This window comes from Streptomyces durhamensis (assembly GCF_000725475.1).
In the GTDB taxonomy this organism is placed as follows: Bacteria; Actinomycetota; Actinomycetes; order Streptomycetales; family Streptomycetaceae; genus Streptomyces; species Streptomyces filipinensis.
This window is the reverse complement of record NZ_JNXR01000015.1, coordinates 117,697-137,226: the sequence shown is the minus strand read 5'-3', so window position 1 is coordinate 137,226 and position 19,530 is coordinate 117,697. Positions and strand designations below refer to the sequence as shown.

Below are 19,530 nucleotides of genomic sequence, written 5' to 3'. Positions count from 1 at the left end.
GCGCTCCGTCGACCATACGACATCGGTTTCCTCGGGCAAGGAGTTGTCCACAGGCATTGTCACGGGCGCCCACCCGGCCGATGATGTTGGCACTTGAGCGGATCTGTTGGCACCTGTGAGGTCTTACGTGGTGGACATCGCCGAAGACGGTCGTACCTGGCTCCTCTCGGGGCCCACCAGCGGCTACGCCCTGCATCTGACCGACGCGGACGAGCTGCTCCACCTGCACTGGGGGCCCCGCATCGCCCTCGCGGACGCACTAGCCCTGGCCGAGGACCCGTTGCCCGGCTACCGGCCCTTCGAGTCCCCGCTCGACGGCCGCGAGGAGTACCCCGTCGAGGGCGGCCCCCGCTTCGTCCGCCCGGCCCTGTCCGTGCGCACCGCCCGGCGCCGCGGCACGGAGTGGACCTTCCGGGCGTACGACACGCAGGGCGACGAGCTGCGGCTGCGCTTCGACGACGACGGCCTCGCCGTCATCCTGCACTACCGGATGCGCGGCGACGTCGTGGAGCGCTGGGTGACCGTGGAGAACGGCGGGCACGCGCGCGTGGAGCTGCTGCGGGCCGACGCCGCCACCTGGACCCTGCCCGACCGCGAGGGCTGGCGGGTGTCCCAGCTGCACGGCCGCTGGGCCGCCGAGTCCCGCCTCACCACCGCCCCGCTCACCTACGGCGAGAAGGTCGTCGGCAGCCGCCGCGGCCACACCGGCCACCAGCACCTGCCCTGGGTGGCACTGGACACCGACGCCACCGAGGAGCACGGCGAGGTCTACGGCTGCGCGCTCGGCTGGTCCGGCTCCTGGCGCATCGCCGTCGCCCAACTCCCGGACGCGCGCGTGCAGATCACCGGCGGCGCCGGCTACGACGACTCGGGGCTGCTGCTCCTGGAGCCGGGGGAGTCGTACACCACCCCGGTCTTCGCGGGCCTGTGGAGCGACGGCGGCTTCGGCGGCGCGAGCCGCGCCTGGCACGCCTACCAGCGCGAGCACGTCATCCCGGACGCCGGGCGTGACCGGCCGGTCCTCTTCAACTCCTGGGAGGCGACGAACTTCGACATCTCCGAGGAGCAGCAGCTCGCGCTCGCCCGCCGGGCCGCCGAGATCGGCGTGGAGCTGTTCGTCGTGGACGACGGCTGGTTCGGCGCCCGGACCAGCGACCGCGCGGGCCTCGGCGACTGGACCCCCAACCCCGACCGCTTCCCGCACGGCCTGAAGCCCCTCGCCGACCAGGTGCACGGCCTCGGCATGCGTTTCGGCATCTGGGTCGAGCCCGAGATGGTCAACCCGGACAGCGACCTGTACCGCGCGCACCCCGACTGGGTGCAGTACCAACCGGGACGGAAGCGGACAGAGCTGCGCAACCAGCTGGTCCTCAACCTCGCCCGCGAGGACGTCCAGGACTACCTGTGGGAGCGGCTGGACACCCTGCTCTCCGGTGTGCCGGTCGACTATGTGAAGTGGGACTTCAACCGCTGCTTCACCGACGCGGGCTGGCCCGGCGAGCCGTACCCCCAGCGCCTGTGGGTGGACCACGTCCGGGCCCTGTACGCCCTGCTGGACCGACTGCGCGCGGCTCATCCCGGCGTCGCCTTCGAATCCTGCTCGGGCGGGGGCGGGCGGATCGACCTCGGGGTCATGAGTCGCACCGACCAGGTGTGGACCTCCGACAACACCGACCCGCTGGACCGCCTCGCCATCCAGCACGGCTTCAGCCAGGTCCACCCCGCCACAGTCATGGCCGCCTGGGTCACCGACAGCCCGAACACCCAGCTCAACGGGCGGGTCAGCTCCCTGCGGTTCCGCTTCGTCAGCGCCATGGCGGGCGTCCTCGGGGTCGGCGGTGACCTCACCGGGTGGACCGATCAGGAGCTGGCCGAGGCCCGGCGGTGGGTCGGTCTCTACAAGGAGATCCGCCCGGTCGTCCAGCGGGGCGAGCTGTACCGGCTGCGGCCGCCGGCCGGCGGTCTGAGCGCCGTGCAGTACGTCCTGGGCGGGGAGACGGTGGTCCTCGCCTGGCTCCAGGCGCAGAGCCACGGCGAGCCCGTGCCGGCGCTGCGTCTGCGCGGCCTCGACCCGACGGCGTCGTACGAATGCCGCGAAACGGGCGAAGTGTGTCGAGGTGCCGTGCTTCTCCATCACGGGCTGCGCACCGCGCTCACAGGTGACCTCGATGCAACGGTTCTCCGTCTACGCCGCATCTGACCTCTCTGTCTGAATTGCTGCCTTGATTCCAACTCGTCGCGGAATAAGGGCACCTGGCCCGGTCCGCGTGAGGAGCGTCATATTCGTGACCCTGTGTCGCGCGTCATGTTCACGTAATCTCCACGATGAAAAGGGAAATTGAAAGAACGCGGGAGGCGGGAATATACGGAGGGTGACCGAGAATTCCCGCATGCGATCTCCGGAAAGGCGAACGGCGGGAACCGGCTGCTTGTTTCCGCGCGTCTTGCTCCCTTACGTTCGCCACCGATCCGGACGGAACGCCGAATCCTGCCGCCGCCCGGAGTCCCACACACTTGACCCGCGTTCGGCAGGAGCGGGGGACCCACCAGGTACGACTGCCTGTCCGGTCTCCGCGACAGGCTCGGGGTGAAGCCGTGCGCGCACGGCCGGGCGACTCCAGTCCGAACCCGACAGCTCACCTCGCAGGCGTCGGAGAGGAATGCGCCATGCCTGGTAAGGGCAAGCACCGACGCCCCAAGACCCCGCGTTTTTCCCGCTCGATCGCCGTCGCCGGAACCGGTGGCGCCGCCCTGGCCCTCCCGCTCATCGGCACCACCGGGGCGCATGCCGCCGGCACCACGCAGTCCGTCTCCGCACCGGCCGCGCAGTCCCCCCAGACCCCGGTGCAGAAGGCCGCCGCACAGCCGGACTCCCGCCCGGGCGCGTACACGGTGAAGCCCGGCGACTGCCTCTTCGAGATCGCCTACGAGCACCATGTGGCCGGCGGCTGGCACCGCCTCTACGCCGACAACCGGCAGGCCGTCGGCGACGACCCGTCGCTGATCCACCCGGGCCTGAAGCTCGCGCACTCTTCGCACGACGCGCGTGCCTCGCACTCCTCCGCGTCCCAGGCGGCCCCGGGGACCGGGACCTCCGGCGCCGCCGGGACGGCCGCCTCCACCGGTTTCACCCTCCCGGTCACCGGCGCCACCATCGGCACCGGCTACCACGTGGCCGGCGGCATGTGGTCCAGCGGCCACCACACGGGCGTCGACTTCGTGGTCCCGACCGGCACCCCGGTCAAGGCCGTCGCCGCGGGCACGGTCGTCTCCGCCGGCTGGGGCGGCGCGTACGGCAACCAGGTCGTCATCAAGCTGCACGACGGCCACTACGCGCAGTACGGGCACCTCTCCCGGCTCTCCGTCTGGGCCGGGCAGACCGTGACCGAGGGGCAGCAGGTCGGCCTGTCGGGCGCCACCGGCAACGTCACCGGCCCGCACCTGCACTTCGAGATCCGGACCACCCCGGACTACGGCTCCGACATCGACCCGGTCGGCTACCTCCGCGAGCACGGCGTCGCCGTCGTCTGACGCCCCCGCCCGAACCACCTGCCTGACACGCCGCCGAAGGCCGGACCCACGATCCCCGGGTCCGGCCTTCGGTGTGTTCGCCTTATTCCGGATTGGCAAATCATTTAAGGGTGTCTTATCTCACCGTTCGTCAATCCCTGCCTACGGTCGCGTAAGTCACATCGCAAGGTGAATCATGGTCCGATGTGGCAGACGATTCGAAGAATGACAACAAATCAGTGATCGGGTCGTACGTGGCGGTGGGGGACAGCTTCACCGAGGGCGTCGGCGACCCCGGGCCCGACGGGGCGTTCGTGGGCTGGGCCGACCGGTTCGCGGTCCTGCTCGCCGACCGGCGGCCCGAGGGCGACTTCAAGTACACCAATCTCGCGGTGCGCGGGAAACTGCTCGACCAGATCGTGCAGGACCAGCTCCCGCAGGCCGTCGAACTCGCCCCGGACCTGGTCTCCTTCTGTGCGGGCGGCAACGACATCATCCGCCCCGGCACCGACCCGGACGAGGTGGCCGAGCGCTTCGAGCGCGCCGTCGCCCGACTGGCCGAGGCCGCCGGGACGGTGCTGGTCACGACCGGCTTCGACACCCGTGGCGTCCCCGTGCTCAAGCATCTGCGCGGCAAGATCGCCACCTACAACGGGCACGTCCGCGCCATCGCCGACCGGTACGGCTGCCCGGTGCTCGACCTGTGGTCCCTGAAGTCGGTTCAGGACCGCAGGGCGTGGGACAGCGACCGGCTCCACCTCTCGCCCGAGGGGCACACGCGCGTGGCGCTGCGCGCCGGCCAGGCCCTCGGCCTCGACATCCCGGCCGACCCGGAGCAGCCGTGGCCGCCGCAGCCGCCCCGGGGCACGCTGGAGATCCGCCGCGACGACGTCCAGTGGGCCCGCGAGTTCCTGGTCCCGTGGATCGGCCGCCGCCTGCGCGGCGAGTCCTCCGGCGACCATGTCACCGCGAAGGGCACCCTGTCCCCGGACGACATCAAGCTGCGCATCACCTCGGTGGCCTGACGGCCGCCCTCATGCCCCGCACCGCGGACACCCCGCGGTGCGGGGCATGAGGGTGTCCGGCCGGACGCTGTTCGCCGGGGATGCCGGGGCGCCGGGGATGCCGGGGCGCCGAGGATGCTGGGGTGCGAGTGGGGCACCCCGCAGGATCGATGAGCGACCCGCCCCGACCGGGCCTGGACAGCCGTGGCGGCTCCCCCCGCCCAGTGCCGTGCAACCAGCCTGAGGCGTACGGCGGACGCTAGCGCTCGGTCAACGCCTTCCGGTCCAGGCCCAGTTCCCGGGCCAGGGCGTCGTCGACCCATTCCTGCGCGCGTGTCCGCGGCACCGCTCCCGGGTACGACGTCAGCTGCACCGCCAGCCCGTCCAGCAGCGCGGTCAGGCGCAGCGCGGTACCGGCCGGGTCGGCGCAGACGAACTCACCGGCCGCCACGCCCTCGGCGATGACCTCGGTGATCGCCGCCTTCCACTGCCTGTCCAGGTCCCGCGTGACCTCCCGCAGGGCGGGCTCGCGCAGGGCCACGGCCCAGCCCTCGATCCACAGCCGCCAGCCCTTGGCCTGCCCGGTCGGCGCGTACCAGCGCACCGCGGACCGCAGCCGGCGCAGCGCCGACGTCCGCCGTCCCAGCAGCTTGCGCAGATGCGTGAGATCGTCCTCGGCCGCGTAGGTGAACGCCTCGGCGACCAGCTTCTCCTTCGTCGAGAAGTGGTACAGCACCAGCGCGTTGCTCACCCCGAGCGCCGCCGCCACGTCGGCGATCCTCACCGCCGCCACGCCCCGCGCCTCGATCTGCCCGATGGCGGCCCGCAGCAGCTCCTCCCGCCGCTCGGCCACGCTCAACCGCACTCTCGCCACGCGGTCACCCTACACAGCCGCCCGGACATGCGCCGACGGCCAGTCGGCACCGCCGCTCCGCCAGCATCACGGCGCCTCGCTACTGACTGAGCATTCAGTCAGTGACGGGTGGGTCCTCCCCGCCGGTCCGTGGTCCCCGCCGGCCCGTCCCCACCGTCGGCCCGTGTCGCCGGCGCCGGTCAGCGGTACCACCCGAAGCGGTCCGCGATCACCGGCAACCGGTCGGCCGCCAGGGCGTGGGCGGCCGTGCGCGGGGTCGTACCGTCGGCGTCCGCCCGGTCGAGCACCAGGCCGACCAGGGTGCGCAGGGAACGCCGGATGTGCGCGAACGCCTCGCCGGCGTCGGCGCCGATGTCGCCGAACAGGGTCCACCACCACCAGGCGTTCGTGGCGGAGTTGACCACCACGTCCGGCAGCACGGTCACCCCGCGCGCCACCAGCAGCCGCTCCGCCTCGGGCACGACGGGCATGTTGGCGGCCTCGGCGATCCAGCGGGCGCGGATCCGCTCCTGGTCGCCGGTGCCGATCGCGTACGACACCGCGGCCGGGACGAGCACCTCCGCGTCGGCGGACAGCCAGGCGTCACCGGGCAGTTCGCGGTCACCGGGGCGCAGGACACGGCGGTCGACGGTGCCGTAGGCGTCCCGCGCGGCCAGCAGGGTCTCGACGTCGAGCCCCGCCGGATTGGCGATCGTGCCCTTGATGTCGGCGATCGCGACCACCGTCAGCCCCGCCCGGGCCAGGAAGCGGGCGGTGGCCCCGCCCATCGTCCCGAGCCCCTGCACGGCCACCCGGGTGCCCGTGTACGGCACCGCCGCCCGGTCCAGCGCCGTGAGCACCGACTCGGCGACCCCGCAGCCGCCGGCCAGCTCGTCCAGGCCGATGCCGTCCACCACGACCGCGAAGGCGTCCGCGAGCCGCTTGCGGGCCGTCGCCTCGTCGTCGAGCAGCGGGTACACCGCCTGGACGGAGGAGACCAGGCCCGCCTCGGCGGCCGCGCGGTCGACCAGGTCCCGGGTGAGGCCGAGGTCCTCACCGGTGGTCCAGAGGTTCTCGACGTACGGCCGCACGGCCCGCAGATAGCGCACGAGGAGCCCGTACGCCTCCGGGTCCCGGGGGTCGCAGTCGATGCCGCCCTTGGCGCCGCCCAGGGGGACGTAGCGGGCCTCGGGGTCGTAGTGCAGGGCCTCCTTCACCGTCATGCCGCGGGCGAGCCCCGCCACCTCCTCCAGGGTGCAGCCGGGCCGCATCCGCAGCCCGCCGCTGGCCACGCCGCGCACCAGCCGGTCCACGACGAGGAATCCCCGACGGCCGGTGACGTGATCGGTCCAGACGAGCGACATCAGGGGAGCCGGGGCGGTCATGGGGGTCTCCTCGGGGACGGTGATCAGGGTGGCATCGGGCCGGCCGAGGCCCTCGGTGAGGGGGCGCGGGGGCCTGACGGGACCGCACGCGCGCGGGCCGTGACCGCCGTGGCCGCCGGCCGGGGCGGGCGGGCCGGCCGGAGGGAGCCCCACCGCGTCCGGGACGTCTCCCCGCCCGGGACCGGCGCCGTCGCACTGGGCGGGGCGGAGCGGGACCGGCTCGGTGGGGAGGGTGGCCATGGTGCCTCCGGGGCGGCCTCGGACGGGAGTCGGCGAAGGGATCCGGGCAGAGCGCGGCACGATCCCTTTACTGAACAGCGAGTCAGTATCCGGCGGGGCTCCGCGCCTGTCAACGTGCTGAACGACGGTTCAGTGGACCGGGCTGGGGCCACAGGGGCACCCCGGACGTCCGGGGCTGTCGGGAGGTCCGACCATAATGGGGAGCCTCACCCACTCCACCGGGAGGTACCGTGACCGGATTGCGTTCCTCGAGCTCCGGGCTCCGCGCGCTGCGGCCGGCGGCCTTCGGCGCGGATCCGGGCGGTGAGCGCCTGGCACGCATCCGCCGCTCCCCCCACTTCAAGGACGGCGTCTTCCAGAACCCGGGCGGTCCGGCCCGCACCCGGCCCTCCGGTTCCACGCTGGACCTCGCCAAGGTGTTCCTCGACAAGGACACCCGGCCCCTGCGTGCCCCGAAGGGCACCGTCCCGGTGCACCCCACGACCTTCGCCGACCTGGCCAAGGCGCCCGCCACCGGACTGCGGCTGACCTGGATGGGCCACTCCAGCGTCCTCGCGGAGATCGACGGCCACCGCGTGCTGTTCGACCCCGTCTGGGGCGAGCGCTGCTCCCCGTTCCCCTTCGCCGGCCCCAGGCGGCTGCACCCCGTGCCGCTGCCGGTGGCCGCGCTCGGCGAGGTCGACGCCGTCGTCATCTCGCACGACCACTACGACCATCTGGACCTGCCCACGATCAAGGCGCTGGCCGGCACGGACACCGTGTTCGCCGTGCCGCTCGGCGTCGGGGCCCACCTCGAACACTGGGGCGTCTCCCCGGACCGGCTGCGCGAGCTGGACTGGCACGAGTCCACCGGGATCGGCGGGCTCACGCTCACCGCCACCCCGGCCCGCCACTTCTGCGGCCGGGGCCTGCGCAACACCCAGCACACCCTCTGGGCGTCCTGGGTCGTCGCGGGCGAGGAGCACCGCATCTACCACAGCGGTGACACGGGCTACTTCGACGGCTTCGAGGACATCGGCGCCGCCCACGGTCCGTTCGACGCCACGATGATCCAGATCGGCGCGTACAGCGAGTTCTGGCCGGACATCCACATGACCCCCGAGGAGGGCCTGCGGGCCCATCTCGACCTGCAGGGCGGAGCGCCGCACGGCGTGCTGCTGCCCATCCACTGGGGCACGTTCAACCTCGCCCCGCACCCCTGGGCCGAGCCGGGCGAGTGGACGAAGGAAGCGGCCGAGGAGGCCGGCCAGGCGGTGGCCCTGCCCCGTCCCGGCGAGCCCTTCGAGCCCGCGGGCAAGCTTCCGGCGGAGGCCTGGTGGCGCGGCGTGTCGGGGGAGCTCCGGCGCACCTGGCCGTCCGTCGGGGCGTTCGTCGCCGAGCCGCCGAAGCGCGGCTGACGATCCGGCCGGCGACAGCCGGCATCTCGGGGGGAGCCGATCGTGCTCCCCCCGAGTGCTGTCGGGGGCCATGACCTCACCTCCGGCCACCCAAGGCCAAAGCAAATACTCTCCGTGACGGGCTGGGGGGGGCGGTGGCCCTCGGGAAGGGCTGGGCTCCGCGCGGCGCGCCGGGTGCAGGAGCACGCGACGCCGGACGGCGGGGTGAACGCGCAGGTGGCCCGCTCCCGCGCGCCTTCCTTTTCTGACCGCTTCCGATCAGGTCTTTTCGCCGCGTTTCGATCCGGTCGGCGGGACCTGGCCGGGTTATCGGTCTGTCGTACGACGCTTCATACCAGAGCGGGACGCTCCTCGGGTGCTTTTGTCAACTGCCCACCGCACATGATGCGCGGGCGACTACTGTGAGTGGCCGTCGCGTCGCGAGGCCGGATTCGCCGGTCCCCCCGCCGACACCGCGATGACGCATGCCCGCCTCGCGCACCGCGTGAGGACCAGGCCCGACGGACCAGTACGAGGACGCAGATGTCTCACCTCCGAGCACCGGCCACCCGCGCCGACCGCCGGGAGGGTGGCCGGCACGGGCGACCGGTCGCCCGGCCCGCTCCCGCACTGCCCGAGAGGCACATACGGCCCCAGCTCATGCGGCTCGCCGTGCTGCCGCCCCTCGCGGTCGCGCTCAGTGGCACCGCCGCGGTCCTCTTCAGCATCCGTTCCGCGGGCACACCCACCGGGCCCGTGCTCTGGGCCGTCCTCGCCGGAGCGGTCACCGTGACCGTCGCCGGCATCCTCATCGCCGCCGTGGCCGCCGACCGCGCCGCCCGCTCGGTCTCCGACCGGGTCGCCGCACTGCGCCGCAGCGCCGCGCGCGGTGAGGCCGACCTGCACGAACTGGTCGACGCGCTGCGCCAGGGCGAGGCCCCGCCGCAGCGCTCGTCGCGCCGCCGGCCGCACGCGGACGCCGACGACTTCGACCTCCTCGCCGCCGACCTGGCCCGCGCGCACGACGGCGCCGTCACCGCCGTCGTGCGCGCCGCCCAGCTCTCCAGCCACGCGGGCAACGAACAGAAGCTGGAGGTCTTCGTCAACCTCGCGCGCCGGCTGCAGTCACTCGTGCACCGGGAGATCTCGATCCTCGACGAGCTGGAGAACGAGATCGAGGACCCCGACCTGCTCAAGGGCCTGTTCCACGTGGACCACCTGGCCACCCGCATCCGGCGGCACGCCGAGAACCTCGCCGTGCTCGGCGGTGCCGTCTCCCGGCGCCAGTGGAGCAACCCGGTCAGCATGACCGAGGTCCTGCGCTCCGCCATCGCGGAGGTCGAGCAGTACTCCCGGGTGAAACTCGTGCCGCCCATCGACGGCGAGCTGCGCGGTCACGCGGTCGCCGACGTCATCCATCTGCTCGCCGAACTCATCGAGAACGCCTCGGTGTTCTCCGCCCCGCACACCCAGGTGCTGCTCCGCGCCAACCTCGTCACCTCCGGGCTCGCCGTGGAGGTCGAGGACCGCGGGCTCGGCATGCCCGTCGGCGAACAGAACCGGATGAACGCCCTGCTCGACGACCCCGACCAGGTCAACGTCGCCAGCCTGCTGGCCGACGGCCGCATCGGTCTCTACGTCGTCTCACAGCTCGCCCGCCGGCACGGCATCCATGTGCGCCTGCAGACCAACATCTACGGCGGCGTGCAGGCCGTACTCGTCGTCCCGCAGGCGTTGTTGGGTACGGCGCCCGCAGTGCCCGGCGCGGCCGCCGGGGCCGGGACACCCCGGCCGCACGCTCCGGCGGACACCGGCGCGGTGCCCCACGTGCCGCACCAGGGGCATGCGCAGGGGCAGGGGTACGCGCAGGGGCATGGACACGCCGTCGGGCAGGCGCACGGATCGGGGCAGACACGTGTGCCCGCGCCCGCGACGGCGCCGGGAGCGGGGTCCGGCGAGGCGAGTCCCGTGCAGGACGGCACCGGGACGCGAACGGGGGCTGCCCTGGCCGCCTCCGGGGCCGCGCCCGCCTCCGTGGGCGACGCGGGATCCGCCGCCGGGCAGGCTCCGGTGGCCGGTCGGCACCGTCACGCCCCGCGCGGGAGCGGCGGACACGGCACCGAGAGCGGTGCGGGGAACGGTGACGGCGGACCCGGCGAAGCGGCCCCGGCACCGCTTCCCGTGCGCGGGGCCCGGCAGGAGCGGCGTACCCCCGCCGAGGCCGTGCCCGGCATCAGCGCCGGGGACCGGGCGGCGGTCGAGGCGCACACGGGCATCCTGCCCACGCCGCGCACCGGCACGGTGCGCGGCACCATGAGCAAGCCGCCGCTGCCCCGTCGCCGTGCCCAGGAGCACATCGTCCCTCAGTTGCGGGGTGGCCCCGCTCCGCGCCAGGAGGCGGACACCGTCCCGGGCCACGACCCGGGCTTGATGGCGGCCTTCCAGCGCGGGATCGGACTCGCCGAGGCCCAGCAGCACATGGAGAGCCAGGAGCCATCCGCCCTGGACGCCGGCCACCTGGACGCCGGCCCCATGGACTCCGGCCCCATGGACTCCGGCCACATGATCTCCAGCGGCTTCCTGGACGCAAGCAGCCACCCGGGCGCCGGCCTCATGGACTCAAGCAGCCCCCCGGGTTCAGCCGGCACGGCCTCGGCCCCCAGGGACTCGTCCCACAGCCTCTCGGCCCACGGGGCGGCCGCGCACGTGGAGTCGACGCACATGGACGCCCTCCCCATGGACGCCCTCCCCATGGACTCCCTGCACATGGACTCGGCGCATAGGGCAGGCCATTACCTCCGGCCCGTCCCGGTGGAGTTCACCGAGCGGACGCGTCATCCGCAGCAGCCCGGGCACCGGGTCCCCGACCACGCCGGCGCAGACCACGTCGGCGCAGAGCACCTGCGTGCGGACCCCATGGGCCCAGGCCACACGGACCCACGCCACACCCACCCATCCCCCATGGGCGCAGACCACAGGGGCGCAGACCACATCGGCCCAGACCACATGGGCCCGGACCACACAGACCCGACCCCCATATCCCAGCAGCGGGCCCCCGCGCCCGCGTCCGACGGTGCCCGCGGCGTCGGCCGGCCCGACGGGAGCGCCCCGGCCGGCTGACCGCCCGCACCGTACCCACCCCCACCACCCTGCCCACCACCCCCAGCGCTCCCGCAGATACCTTCCCGTACCCAAGGAGTCGATCCACCATGGCGAGCGATGCGCCGACCGCCCACGCTTCCGACCTCGACTGGCTGCTGAGCGGCCTCGTGCAGCGTGTACCGCACACCACCAGCGCGGTGCTTCTGTCCTGCGACGGGCTGGTGAAGTCCGTGCACGGTCTCGACATCGACAGCGCCGACCACATGGCGGCCCTGGCGTCCGGCCTGTACTCCCTCGGCCGCAGCGCGGGCGTCCGGTTCGGCGACGGCGGGGACGTCCGCCAGGTCGTCGTCGAGCTCGACTCGGCCCTGCTGTTCGTCACCACCGCCGGCTCCGGCACCTGCCTCGCCGTGCTCGCGGGGCGCGAGGCCGACGCCGCCGTGCTCGGCTACGAGATGGCGATGCTCGTCAAGAGCGTCCGCCCCTACCTGGTGACCGCGCCCCGGCAGCACGCCGTCGAACCCACGGCGACGAGGCCTTGAGCGTGGCCGCAGCCGGCGACGGGCCCTGGCTGGACGACGCGGCCGGACGCCTGGTGCGCCCGTTCACGGTCAGCAACGGACGCACCGAGCCCAGCATCGCCCTGGACCTGATGTCGCAGGTGATGGCCACCGGCGTCACCCCGCTCGGCTACCTCGGCCCCGAGCACGCACAGGCGCTCGACCTGTGCCGGGCGCCGGTCTCGGTCGCCGAGGTCGCCGCCCATCTGAAACTGCCCGCCGTGGTCACCAAGGTGCTGCTCTCGGACCTCGTCGACTGCGGGGCGCTGACCACCAAGCCCCCCGTCTTCCACCACACACCCACTGACCGGTCTCTGCTGGAGGCAGTGCTCGATGGACTACGACGACAGCTCTGACCCGTTCCCCACCGCGCTGAAGATCCTGGTGGCGGGCGGGTTCGGGGTCGGCAAGACGACCTTCGTGGGCGCGGTCAGCGAGATCGCGCCGCTCAGCACGGAGGAGCTGCTCACCACGGTCAGTGTCGGCACGGACAGTCTCGACGGCGTCGAGAACAAGATGGAGACCACCGTCGCCATGGACTTCGGCCGGATCACCCTCGATCCGGACCATGTGCTGTACCTGTTCGGCACCCCGGGGCAGGAGCGGTTCTGGTTCATGTGGGACGAGCTGTCCGAGGGCGCGCTCGGCGCGGTCATCCTCGCCGACACCCGCCGGCTGCAGGACTGTTTCGCCGCCGTGGACTTCTTCGAGGAGCGCGGCCTCGGCTTCGTCATCGCCGTCAACGAGTTCGACGGTGCCCACCGCTACGACCCCGACGAGGTGCGTGCCGCGATCGACCTCGACCCCGCCGTCCCCGTCGTCCCGTGCGACGCCCGGATCTCCAGCTCCAGCGTGCAGACCCTGCTCACCCTCGTCCGTCACCTCCTCGCCCACGCGCCGGCGCCCGCGCCGAGCCATGGCGCCCACATGTGATCCCGCCCTATCGCCCACGGAGCCGCTATATGAGGTACGCCCACAGGTCCGGAGCCCGGCCATGACGTACGAGCCGCCCCGGCCGGTCCGGGGCCTGCTGCTCACCCCCGAGGACAAGGAGGCCCCCGCGCGCGTCCACCGCTTGCGCCTGCTCGGCCTGGTGGACCGTCCCGACCCGGTGCTGGACGGATTCGCGGACCATCTCGCCCGGCTCACCGGCGCGTCCTACGCCATGGTCAACTTCATCGGCGAGGACCTCCAGTTCTTCGCGGGCCTGTGCGTCCCTGCCGTCGCCCCGTTCGTCCGGGAGGACGGCAGCAGGCCGGAGCTGGGCCGCGTCCTGCCGCGCGACCACGGGTTCTGCCCCCATGTGGTGGTCCGCCGCAAGGCACTGGTGCTCGAGGACGTCCGTGACTATCCGCGGTTCGCCGGAAACCCGGTCGTGGACGAGTACGGCATCCGCTCCTATCTCGGCGCCCCGCTCATCGACAGCTCCGGCATGGCGCTCGGCACCGTGTGCGCGTCCGACACATCCCCGCGCGTCTGGGGGAGGGAAGGCCTGGAGACCATCAAGGCGCTGGCCGCCGATCTCGTCGTACGCCTCGAACGAAGCGCCGAGGACGGTCTGCCGCTGTGACGGACGACGACGGCCCGTCTGCCCAGTCGGCACAAGGGGCGTGAAGGAAAGCTGAGGCGGCGGTTAAGAAAAGCTCGATGGACCCGCGGCCCTCGCATACGGCAGATTGCAGGGTGATTCCACCCCTCTGACCCGGTGCGGGCTTGTTCGGCATGCCCGCGGGCCGGGACCTCACCCACAGGAGCCTGAAGCGTGAAGGCGCTGGTCAAGGACAAGGCAGAGCCGGGACTCTGGCTGACGGACGTCCCGGAGCCCGAGGTCGGTCCCGGTGACGTACTGATCAAGGTCATGCGGACCGGTATCTGCGGCACCGATCTGCACATCCGGGCCTGGGACGGCTGGGCGCAGCAGGCGATCCGCACGCCGCTCGTCGTCGGGCACGAGTTCGTCGGGCAGGTCGTCGAGGTCGGCCGGGACGTGGCCGACATCCGTATCGGCGACCGGGTCAGCGGCGAGGGCCATCTGGTCTGCGGCAAGTGCCGCAACTGCCTGGCCGGCCGCCGCCACCTGTGCCGGGCCACCGTCGGCCTCGGCGTCGGCCGCGACGGTGCCTTCGCCGAGTACGTCGCCCTGCCCGCGTCCAACGTCTGGGTGCACCGCGTCCCCGTCGACCTCGACGTCGCCGCGATCTTCGACCCGTTCGGCAACGCCGTGCACACCGCGCTGTCGTTCCCGCTGGTCGGCGAGGACGTCCTGATCACCGGTGCGGGCCCGATCGGCCTGATGGCGGCCGCGGTGGCCCGGCACGCCGGCGCCCGCAACGTCGTCGTCACCGATGTCAGCGAGGAGCGGCTCCAGCTCGCCCGGAAGATCGGGGTGAGTCTCGCCCTGAACGTCGCCGAGTCCTCGATCGCCGACGGCCAGCGGGAGCTGGGTCTGCGCGAGGGCTTCGACATCGGCCTGGAGATGTCCGGCCGGCCCGAGGCCATGCGCGACATGATCGCCAACATGACGCACGGCGGCCGGATCGCGATGCTCGGCCTGCCCGCCGAGGACTTCCCGGTCGACTGGTCGCGGATCGTCACCTCGATGATCACCATCAAGGGCATCTACGGCCGCGAGATGTTCGAGACCTGGTACGCGATGTCGGTGCTGCTGGAGGGCGGCCTGGACCTCGCCCCCGTGATCACGGGCCGGTACGGCTACCGCGACTTCGAGGCCGCGTTCGCGGACGCCGCGAGCGGCACCGGCGGCAAGGTCATCCTCGACTGGACTGCGTGACCCCCTTCGCCCGCAAGCACCTTCAGGCCTTCAGGAGACCCCCATGTTCGACACCGTGCGCGACGACCTGCGCGCCACCCTCGACGAGATCCGCGCCGCCGGTCTGCACAAGCCCGAGCGGATCATCGGCACCCCGCAGTCCGCGACCGTCAACGTCACCGCCGGCGGCCGCCCCGGCGAGGTCCTCAACTTCTGCGCCAACAACTACCTCGGCCTCGCCGACCACCCCGAGGTGATCGCCGCCGCCCACCAGGCCCTGGACCGCTGGGGCTACGGCATGGCCTCCGTCCGCTTCATCTGCGGCACCCAGGAGGTCCACAAGGAGCTGGAGGCCCGGCTGTCGGCGTTCCTCGGCCAGGAGGACACGATCCTTTACTCCTCCTGCTTCGACGCCAACGGCGGTGTCTTCGAGACGCTGCTCGGCGAGGAGGACGCGGTGATCTCCGACGCCCTCAACCACGCCTCCATCATCGACGGCATCCGCCTGTCCAAGGCCCGCCGCTTCCGCTACGCCAACCGCGACCTCGCCGACCTGGAGGCCAAGCTCAAGGAGGCGTCCGACGCCCGCCGCCGGCTGATCGTCACCGACGGCGTCTTCTCCATGGACGGCTATGTGGCGCCGCTGGCGGAGATCTGCGACCTCGCCGACCGCTACGACGCCATGGTCATGGTCGACGACTCGCACGCCGTCGGCTTCGTCGGCCCGACCGGCCGCGGCACCCCCGAGCTGCACGGCGTCATGGACCGCGTGGACATCATCACCGGCACGCTCGGCAAGGCCCTCGGCGGTGCCTCCGGCGGCTACGTGGCCGCCCGCGCCGAGATCGTCGCCCTGCTGCGCCAGCGCTCCCGGCCGTACCTGTTCTCCAACACCCTCGCCCCGGTGATCGCCGCCGCCTCCCTGAAGGTCCTCGACCTGCTGGAGTCCGCCGACGACCTGCGCGTCCGGCTCACCGAGAACACCGCGCTGTTCCGCCGCCGGATGACCGAGGAGGGCTTCGACATCCTCCCCGGGGATCACGCCATCGCCCCCGTCATGATCGGTGACGCGGCGAAGGCGGCCCGCATGGCCGAGCTGCTCCTGGAGCGGGGCGTGTACGTGATCGGCTTCTCCTACCCGGTCGTCCCGCAGGGCCAGGCCCGCATCCGCGTCCAGCTGTCCGCCGCGCACTCCACGGACGACGTCGACCGCGCGGTCGACGCGTTCGTCGCGGCGCGCGCCGAACTGGAGGCCTGACCAGGGCGGACGCCCTGGGATAATGGACGGCATGATCGAGGCACGGCGGCTCCACATCCTCCGTGCGGTGGCTGACCACCGCACGGTGACCGCGGCAGCCGCCGCGCTCTATCTCACCCCCTCGGCCGTCTCCCAGCAGCTCACGGCCCTGGAGCAGGAGACCGGCCACCGGCTGGTCGAGCGCGGCGCCAAGGGCGTACGGCTCACTCCGGCCGGCGAGATCCTGCTCAGCCACACCAACGCCGTCCTCGCCCAGCTGGAGCGGGCCGAGGCGGAGCTGGCGGCCTACGGCTCGGGCGAGGCGGGCACGGTCACCGTCGCCGCCTTCGCCACCGGCATCGCCCAGGTCGTGGCCCCGGCCGTGGCCCGGCTCGCCCACTGCGCCCCCGGCATCCGCATCCGCGTCCAGGACGCCGAGGGCGACGCGAGCCTGCCCATGGTGCTGGACCGGCAGGTCGACGTGGCGGTCGCCGTGGAGTACCGCGGCGCCCCGCCCGCCGACGACCCCCGGCTCGCCCATGTCCCGCTGTACGCCGAGCCGTTCGACGCGGTCCTCCCCCTCGGCCACCGCCTCGCGGACGCCGCCGAGATCCCCCTCGCGGAGCTCGCCAAGGACGCGTGGATCGGCCCCTACCCGGGCAATCCCTGCCACGACGTGGTCGTCCTGGCCTGCGAGCACGCCGGCTTCCAGCCCCGTCTGGAGCACTCCTCCGACGACTTCCGCGCCGTCGTGGCCCTCGCCTCGGCCGACGTGGGCGTGGCCCTCGTACCGCGCTCCGCCCTGAACGGCATGGACCTCACCGGCGTCGTCGTACGCCCCGTCGACGGCGTGGCCCCGACCCGCCGGGTCTTCGCCGCCGTACGGCGCGGTGCCGAGGAGCACCCGCTGATCCGGCCGGTGCTGGAGGCGCTGGGGCGGGCCGCGCAGGACGCGTGAGGTCTGCGTAACGCGTCTGTCTCATATCCGGGATAGCTTCCCGGATATGAGAAGCCCGGAGGATGCCCTCGACACCCGCCTCGGCGCCCGGCTGGCCGCACTGCGCACCCAGCACGGTTGGTCGCTGGGGGAGTTGGCCGACCGCAGCGGAGTGAGCCGGTCGACCCTGTCGCGTGCCGAACGCGCCGAGATCAGCCCCACCGCCGCCGTGCTGAACCGGCTCTGCCATGTCTACGGCCGCACCATGTCCCAGCTGCTCAGCGAGGTCGAGGCGGCACCCGCGCCCCTGGTCCGGGCCGCCGGCCAGCAGATCTGGCGGGACCCCGGCTCGGGTTTCGTCCGGCGGTCCGTGTCCCCGCCGCACGCGGGGCTCCGCGGCGAACTGGTCGAGGGCCGGCTCGCGCCGGGCGCCTGCATCGCCTACGACCGCCCGCCGGTGGCCGGACTGGAACAGCACCTGTGGGTCCTCGACGGCGCCCTGGAGGTGACCGTCGGGGAACAGGCCCACGAGCTGGACACCGGCGACTGCCTGCGGATGCGGGTCTTCGGCCCGACCCGGTTCCGGTGCCGCACAGACGTCGAGGCGCGCTATGTGCTGGCGGTGGTGCGGCCGTGAGGGTGGAGCGCTGGAGCGCCGCGCGGCTGCGGCGGCGCGCCGGGGAACTGGCGGAGCTGCTGACGGACACCGTGGCCGGTGGTGCCTCGGTCGGCTTCCTCGCCCCGCTCGGGCACGAGGAGGCCGCCGCCTGGTGGCGGGAGCGGGCGGAGGCGACGGCGGCGGGGCGGCTCGCCGTGTGGGCGGCCGTCGACGACACGGGGCGGCCGGCCGGCACCGTGAGTCTGGCCCACCCCGACAAGCCGAACAGCCGCCACCGGGCGGAAGTGGTGAAACTGATGGTGCACCGCTGCGCGCGCGGGCAGGGACTCGGCCGCCGGCTCCTCGCCACCGCCGAGGGCGCGGCCGCCGCCGCCGGTGTCACCCTGCTGCACCTCGACACCGAGACCGGCAGCCCCGCCGAGCACCTCTACCGCTCGGCCGGCTGGACCGAGGCCGGCACCATCCCCGACTACGCGGCGAGCCCCGCGGGCGAGTTGCGGCCCACGACGCTGTACTTCAAGCGCCTGGCCGGGTGACTGTCAGTGGCAGGGGCTACGGTGCGTTGCATGCCGGACGCTGAAGACGTACGCCGTATCGCCCTGTCCCTGCCGGACACCAGCGAGAAGACCGCCTGGAGCATGCCCACGTTCCGGGTGGCCGGGAAGATGTTCGCGACCCTGCCCGAGGACGAGACGTCCCTCGCCGTGCGCTGCCCCAAGGAGGAGCGCGACGAGTTGGTGACGGCCGAGCCGGAGAAGTTCTGGATCGCCGGGCACGAGGCCCAGTTCGCCTGGGTCAGAGCGAGACTCGCCGCGCTGGAGGACGAGGACGAGCTGCGCGACATCCTGGCGGACTCCTGGCGGCAGGCCGCCCCGCCCCGACTCCTCGACGCCTACCCCGAGTTGGGGCTGCCGCCCGGGGAGTGAGAATCCCGGGTGCGCGCGGCCCGGACCGGCGTGCGGGCCGTGTGGTCACGGGACCTGGGCGCCCACGCGGCCGTGGCCGCGTACGGCGCTCAACCGTTTCCCGGGGTGGGGTCCGTGAAGCGGCCGATCCGCTCACGCAAGGCCGCCGGGTCCAGGCCGTGGGCGGACACGTGTTCCTCGATCGTCCCGTAGCGGCGCAGCTCGCGACGGCCGACGCCGAGGCCGAGCACCCGGTGCGGTACGTCGGACAGCGCTTCGCTCACCGCGCCCGTCGACGTCCCCGCGAGATACGGCTCGACCAGCACGACGTCCGTGCCCGCGGCCCGAGTCGCACGGCGCAGACCCGCCGCGTCGAAGGGCCGTACGGTCGTCGCGTACAGAACCGTCATGTCCAGCCCCTCCGTGGCGGCGAGGACGGCGTCCAGCATCGGGCCGACGGCGACGACGACGCCCGAGCGGCCCTCGCGGACCGTCAGGGCGTGCGTGCCGTCGGTCTCCCGGCCCTCCCGGTTGGCCTGCGCGGAGAGCCGTACGTACACCTTGTCGTCGCCCGCGGCGACCGCGTGGCGCAGCAGCGTCTCGGCCTCGTCGGGATGCCCGGGCACATGCACGGTCCAGCCGTCCAGCGTGTCGAGCAGAGCCACATCACCGGGCGCCATGTGGGTGAAACCACCGGCCGGCCAGTCGAAGGAGGCCGCCGCGCTCACCAGCACCGCCCCCGCGTTCTGGTGCCCGAGATCCAGCTTGACCTGCTCGAACGGCCGCTCCACCAGGAAGCTGGCGAAGGTGTGCACGACCGGTCGCAGGCCGGTGAGCGCCAGCCCCGCCGCCGCCCCGACCAGCAGTTGCTCGCGGATGCCGACGTTGATCACCCGGTCGGGGTGCCGGGCCATGGCCTCGCGGAAGCCGTCCTTGCCTATCTCGGCGAGGACGACCGCGACCCGGGGGTCCTCGTCCAGCAGACGGGAGACGACGGGGGCGAAGCGGTCACGCATGGTGTCCATGAAGGTG

At 73.0% G+C, this 19,530-nt stretch carries 18 protein-coding genes and 1 riboswitch; of the genes, 15 read left to right on the top strand and 3 right to left on the bottom strand.

The window, feature by feature from the left end:
* Positions 1-127: 127 nt before the first annotated feature.
* The 3 genes from IO33_RS0122460 (at position 128) to IO33_RS0122450 (ending at position 4,535) form a co-directional block, all read left to right on the top strand.
* Positions 128-2,200, top strand: coding sequence for an alpha-galactosidase (locus IO33_RS0122460; protein WP_031167814.1), 2,073 nt, complete (start codon positions 128-130; stop codon positions 2,198-2,200).
* Positions 2,201-2,501: 301 nt separating this feature from the next.
* A riboswitch (cyclic di-AMP (ydaO/yuaA leader) is annotated at positions 2,502-2,665 on the top strand.
* A gap of 2 nt (positions 2,666-2,667) precedes the next feature.
* Positions 2,668-3,531, top strand: coding sequence for a M23 family metallopeptidase (locus IO33_RS0122455; RefSeq protein WP_031167812.1), 864 nt, complete (start codon positions 2,668-2,670; stop codon positions 3,529-3,531).
* A 218-nt stretch (positions 3,532-3,749) separates the two neighbouring features.
* Positions 3,750-4,535, top strand: coding sequence for an SGNH/GDSL hydrolase family protein (locus tag IO33_RS0122450; RefSeq protein WP_031167810.1), 786 nt, complete (start codon positions 3,750-3,752; stop codon positions 4,533-4,535).
* Between the two features lie 238 nt (positions 4,536-4,773).
* On the opposite strand, the gene IO33_RS0122445 is transcribed toward IO33_RS0122450, so the two are convergent.
* Together IO33_RS0122445 and IO33_RS0122440 are read right to left on the bottom strand one after the other, a co-directional pair.
* The gene (locus IO33_RS0122445; RefSeq protein ID WP_031167807.1) at positions 4,774-5,388 is read right to left on the bottom strand and encodes a TetR/AcrR family transcriptional regulator; all 615 of its coding nucleotides are present in this window, start codon (positions 5,386-5,388) and stop codon (positions 4,774-4,776) included.
* Between the two features lie 179 nt (positions 5,389-5,567).
* Entirely contained in the window at positions 5,568-6,752 is a 1,185-nt protein-coding gene (locus tag IO33_RS0122440; RefSeq protein WP_031167805.1) for a Glu/Leu/Phe/Val dehydrogenase dimerization domain-containing protein, read from the bottom strand.
* A gap of 470 nt (positions 6,753-7,222) precedes the next feature.
* Between IO33_RS0122440 and IO33_RS0122435 the strand changes: the two genes are divergently transcribed.
* From IO33_RS0122435 to IO33_RS0122380, 12 genes are all read left to right on the top strand, one after another.
* The gene (locus IO33_RS0122435; RefSeq protein WP_031167801.1) at positions 7,223-8,389 is read left to right on the top strand and encodes an MBL fold metallo-hydrolase; all 1,167 of its coding nucleotides are present in this window, start codon (positions 7,223-7,225) and stop codon (positions 8,387-8,389) included.
* A 522-nt stretch (positions 8,390-8,911) separates the two neighbouring features.
* The gene (locus tag IO33_RS0122430; protein ID WP_209438898.1) at positions 8,912-11,488 is read left to right on the top strand and encodes a sensor histidine kinase; all 2,577 of its coding nucleotides are present in this window, start codon (positions 8,912-8,914) and stop codon (positions 11,486-11,488) included.
* 89 nt (positions 11,489-11,577) lie between these two features.
* The gene (locus IO33_RS0122425; protein ID WP_031167797.1) at positions 11,578-12,012 is read left to right on the top strand and encodes a roadblock/LC7 domain-containing protein; all 435 of its coding nucleotides are present in this window, start codon (positions 11,578-11,580) and stop codon (positions 12,010-12,012) included.
* Positions 12,013-12,014: 2 nt separating this feature from the next.
* On the top strand, positions 12,015-12,386 hold the full coding sequence (locus tag IO33_RS0122420) for a DUF742 domain-containing protein (protein WP_031167794.1): 372 nt from the start codon (positions 12,015-12,017) through the stop codon (positions 12,384-12,386).
* Positions 12,364-12,963: a GTP-binding protein gene (locus IO33_RS0122415; protein ID WP_031167792.1), complete on the top strand. Its 600-nt coding sequence runs from the start codon at positions 12,364-12,366 to the stop codon at positions 12,961-12,963. Before IO33_RS0122420 ends, IO33_RS0122415 begins: the two co-directional genes overlap by 23 nt.
* 61 nt (positions 12,964-13,024) lie before the next feature.
* Positions 13,025-13,600, top strand: coding sequence for a GAF domain-containing protein (locus tag IO33_RS0122410; protein ID WP_031167789.1), 576 nt, complete (start codon positions 13,025-13,027; stop codon positions 13,598-13,600).
* A 192-nt stretch (positions 13,601-13,792) separates the two neighbouring features.
* Positions 13,793-14,821, top strand: coding sequence for an L-threonine 3-dehydrogenase (gene tdh, locus IO33_RS0122405; protein ID WP_031167787.1), 1,029 nt, complete (start codon positions 13,793-13,795; stop codon positions 14,819-14,821).
* Between the two features lie 43 nt (positions 14,822-14,864).
* Positions 14,865-16,058, top strand: coding sequence for a glycine C-acetyltransferase (locus tag IO33_RS0122400; RefSeq protein ID WP_031167784.1), 1,194 nt, complete (start codon positions 14,865-14,867; stop codon positions 16,056-16,058).
* Between the two features lie 31 nt (positions 16,059-16,089).
* On the top strand, positions 16,090-16,995 hold the full coding sequence (locus IO33_RS0122395; RefSeq protein ID WP_031167782.1) for a LysR family transcriptional regulator: 906 nt from the start codon (positions 16,090-16,092) through the stop codon (positions 16,993-16,995).
* A gap of 46 nt (positions 16,996-17,041) precedes the next feature.
* Positions 17,042-17,611 (top strand): helix-turn-helix domain-containing protein, encoded by a 570-nt coding sequence (locus IO33_RS0122390; protein ID WP_031167780.1) that lies wholly within the window; start codon positions 17,042-17,044, stop codon positions 17,609-17,611.
* 2 nt (positions 17,612-17,613) lie between these two features.
* Positions 17,614-18,129 (top strand): GNAT family N-acetyltransferase, encoded by a 516-nt coding sequence (locus IO33_RS0122385; RefSeq protein WP_037685798.1) that lies wholly within the window; start codon positions 17,614-17,616, stop codon positions 18,127-18,129.
* A gap of 30 nt (positions 18,130-18,159) precedes the next feature.
* Positions 18,160-18,519 (top strand): MmcQ/YjbR family DNA-binding protein, encoded by a 360-nt coding sequence (locus IO33_RS0122380; protein WP_031167776.1) that lies wholly within the window; start codon positions 18,160-18,162, stop codon positions 18,517-18,519.
* An 89-nt stretch (positions 18,520-18,608) separates the two neighbouring features.
* On the opposite strand, the gene IO33_RS0122375 is transcribed toward IO33_RS0122380, so the two are convergent.
* Complete coding sequence (locus tag IO33_RS0122375) at positions 18,609-19,523, bottom strand: transketolase family protein (protein ID WP_031167773.1); 915 nt, start codon at positions 19,521-19,523, stop codon at positions 18,609-18,611.
* Positions 19,524-19,530 lie beyond the last annotated feature (7 nt).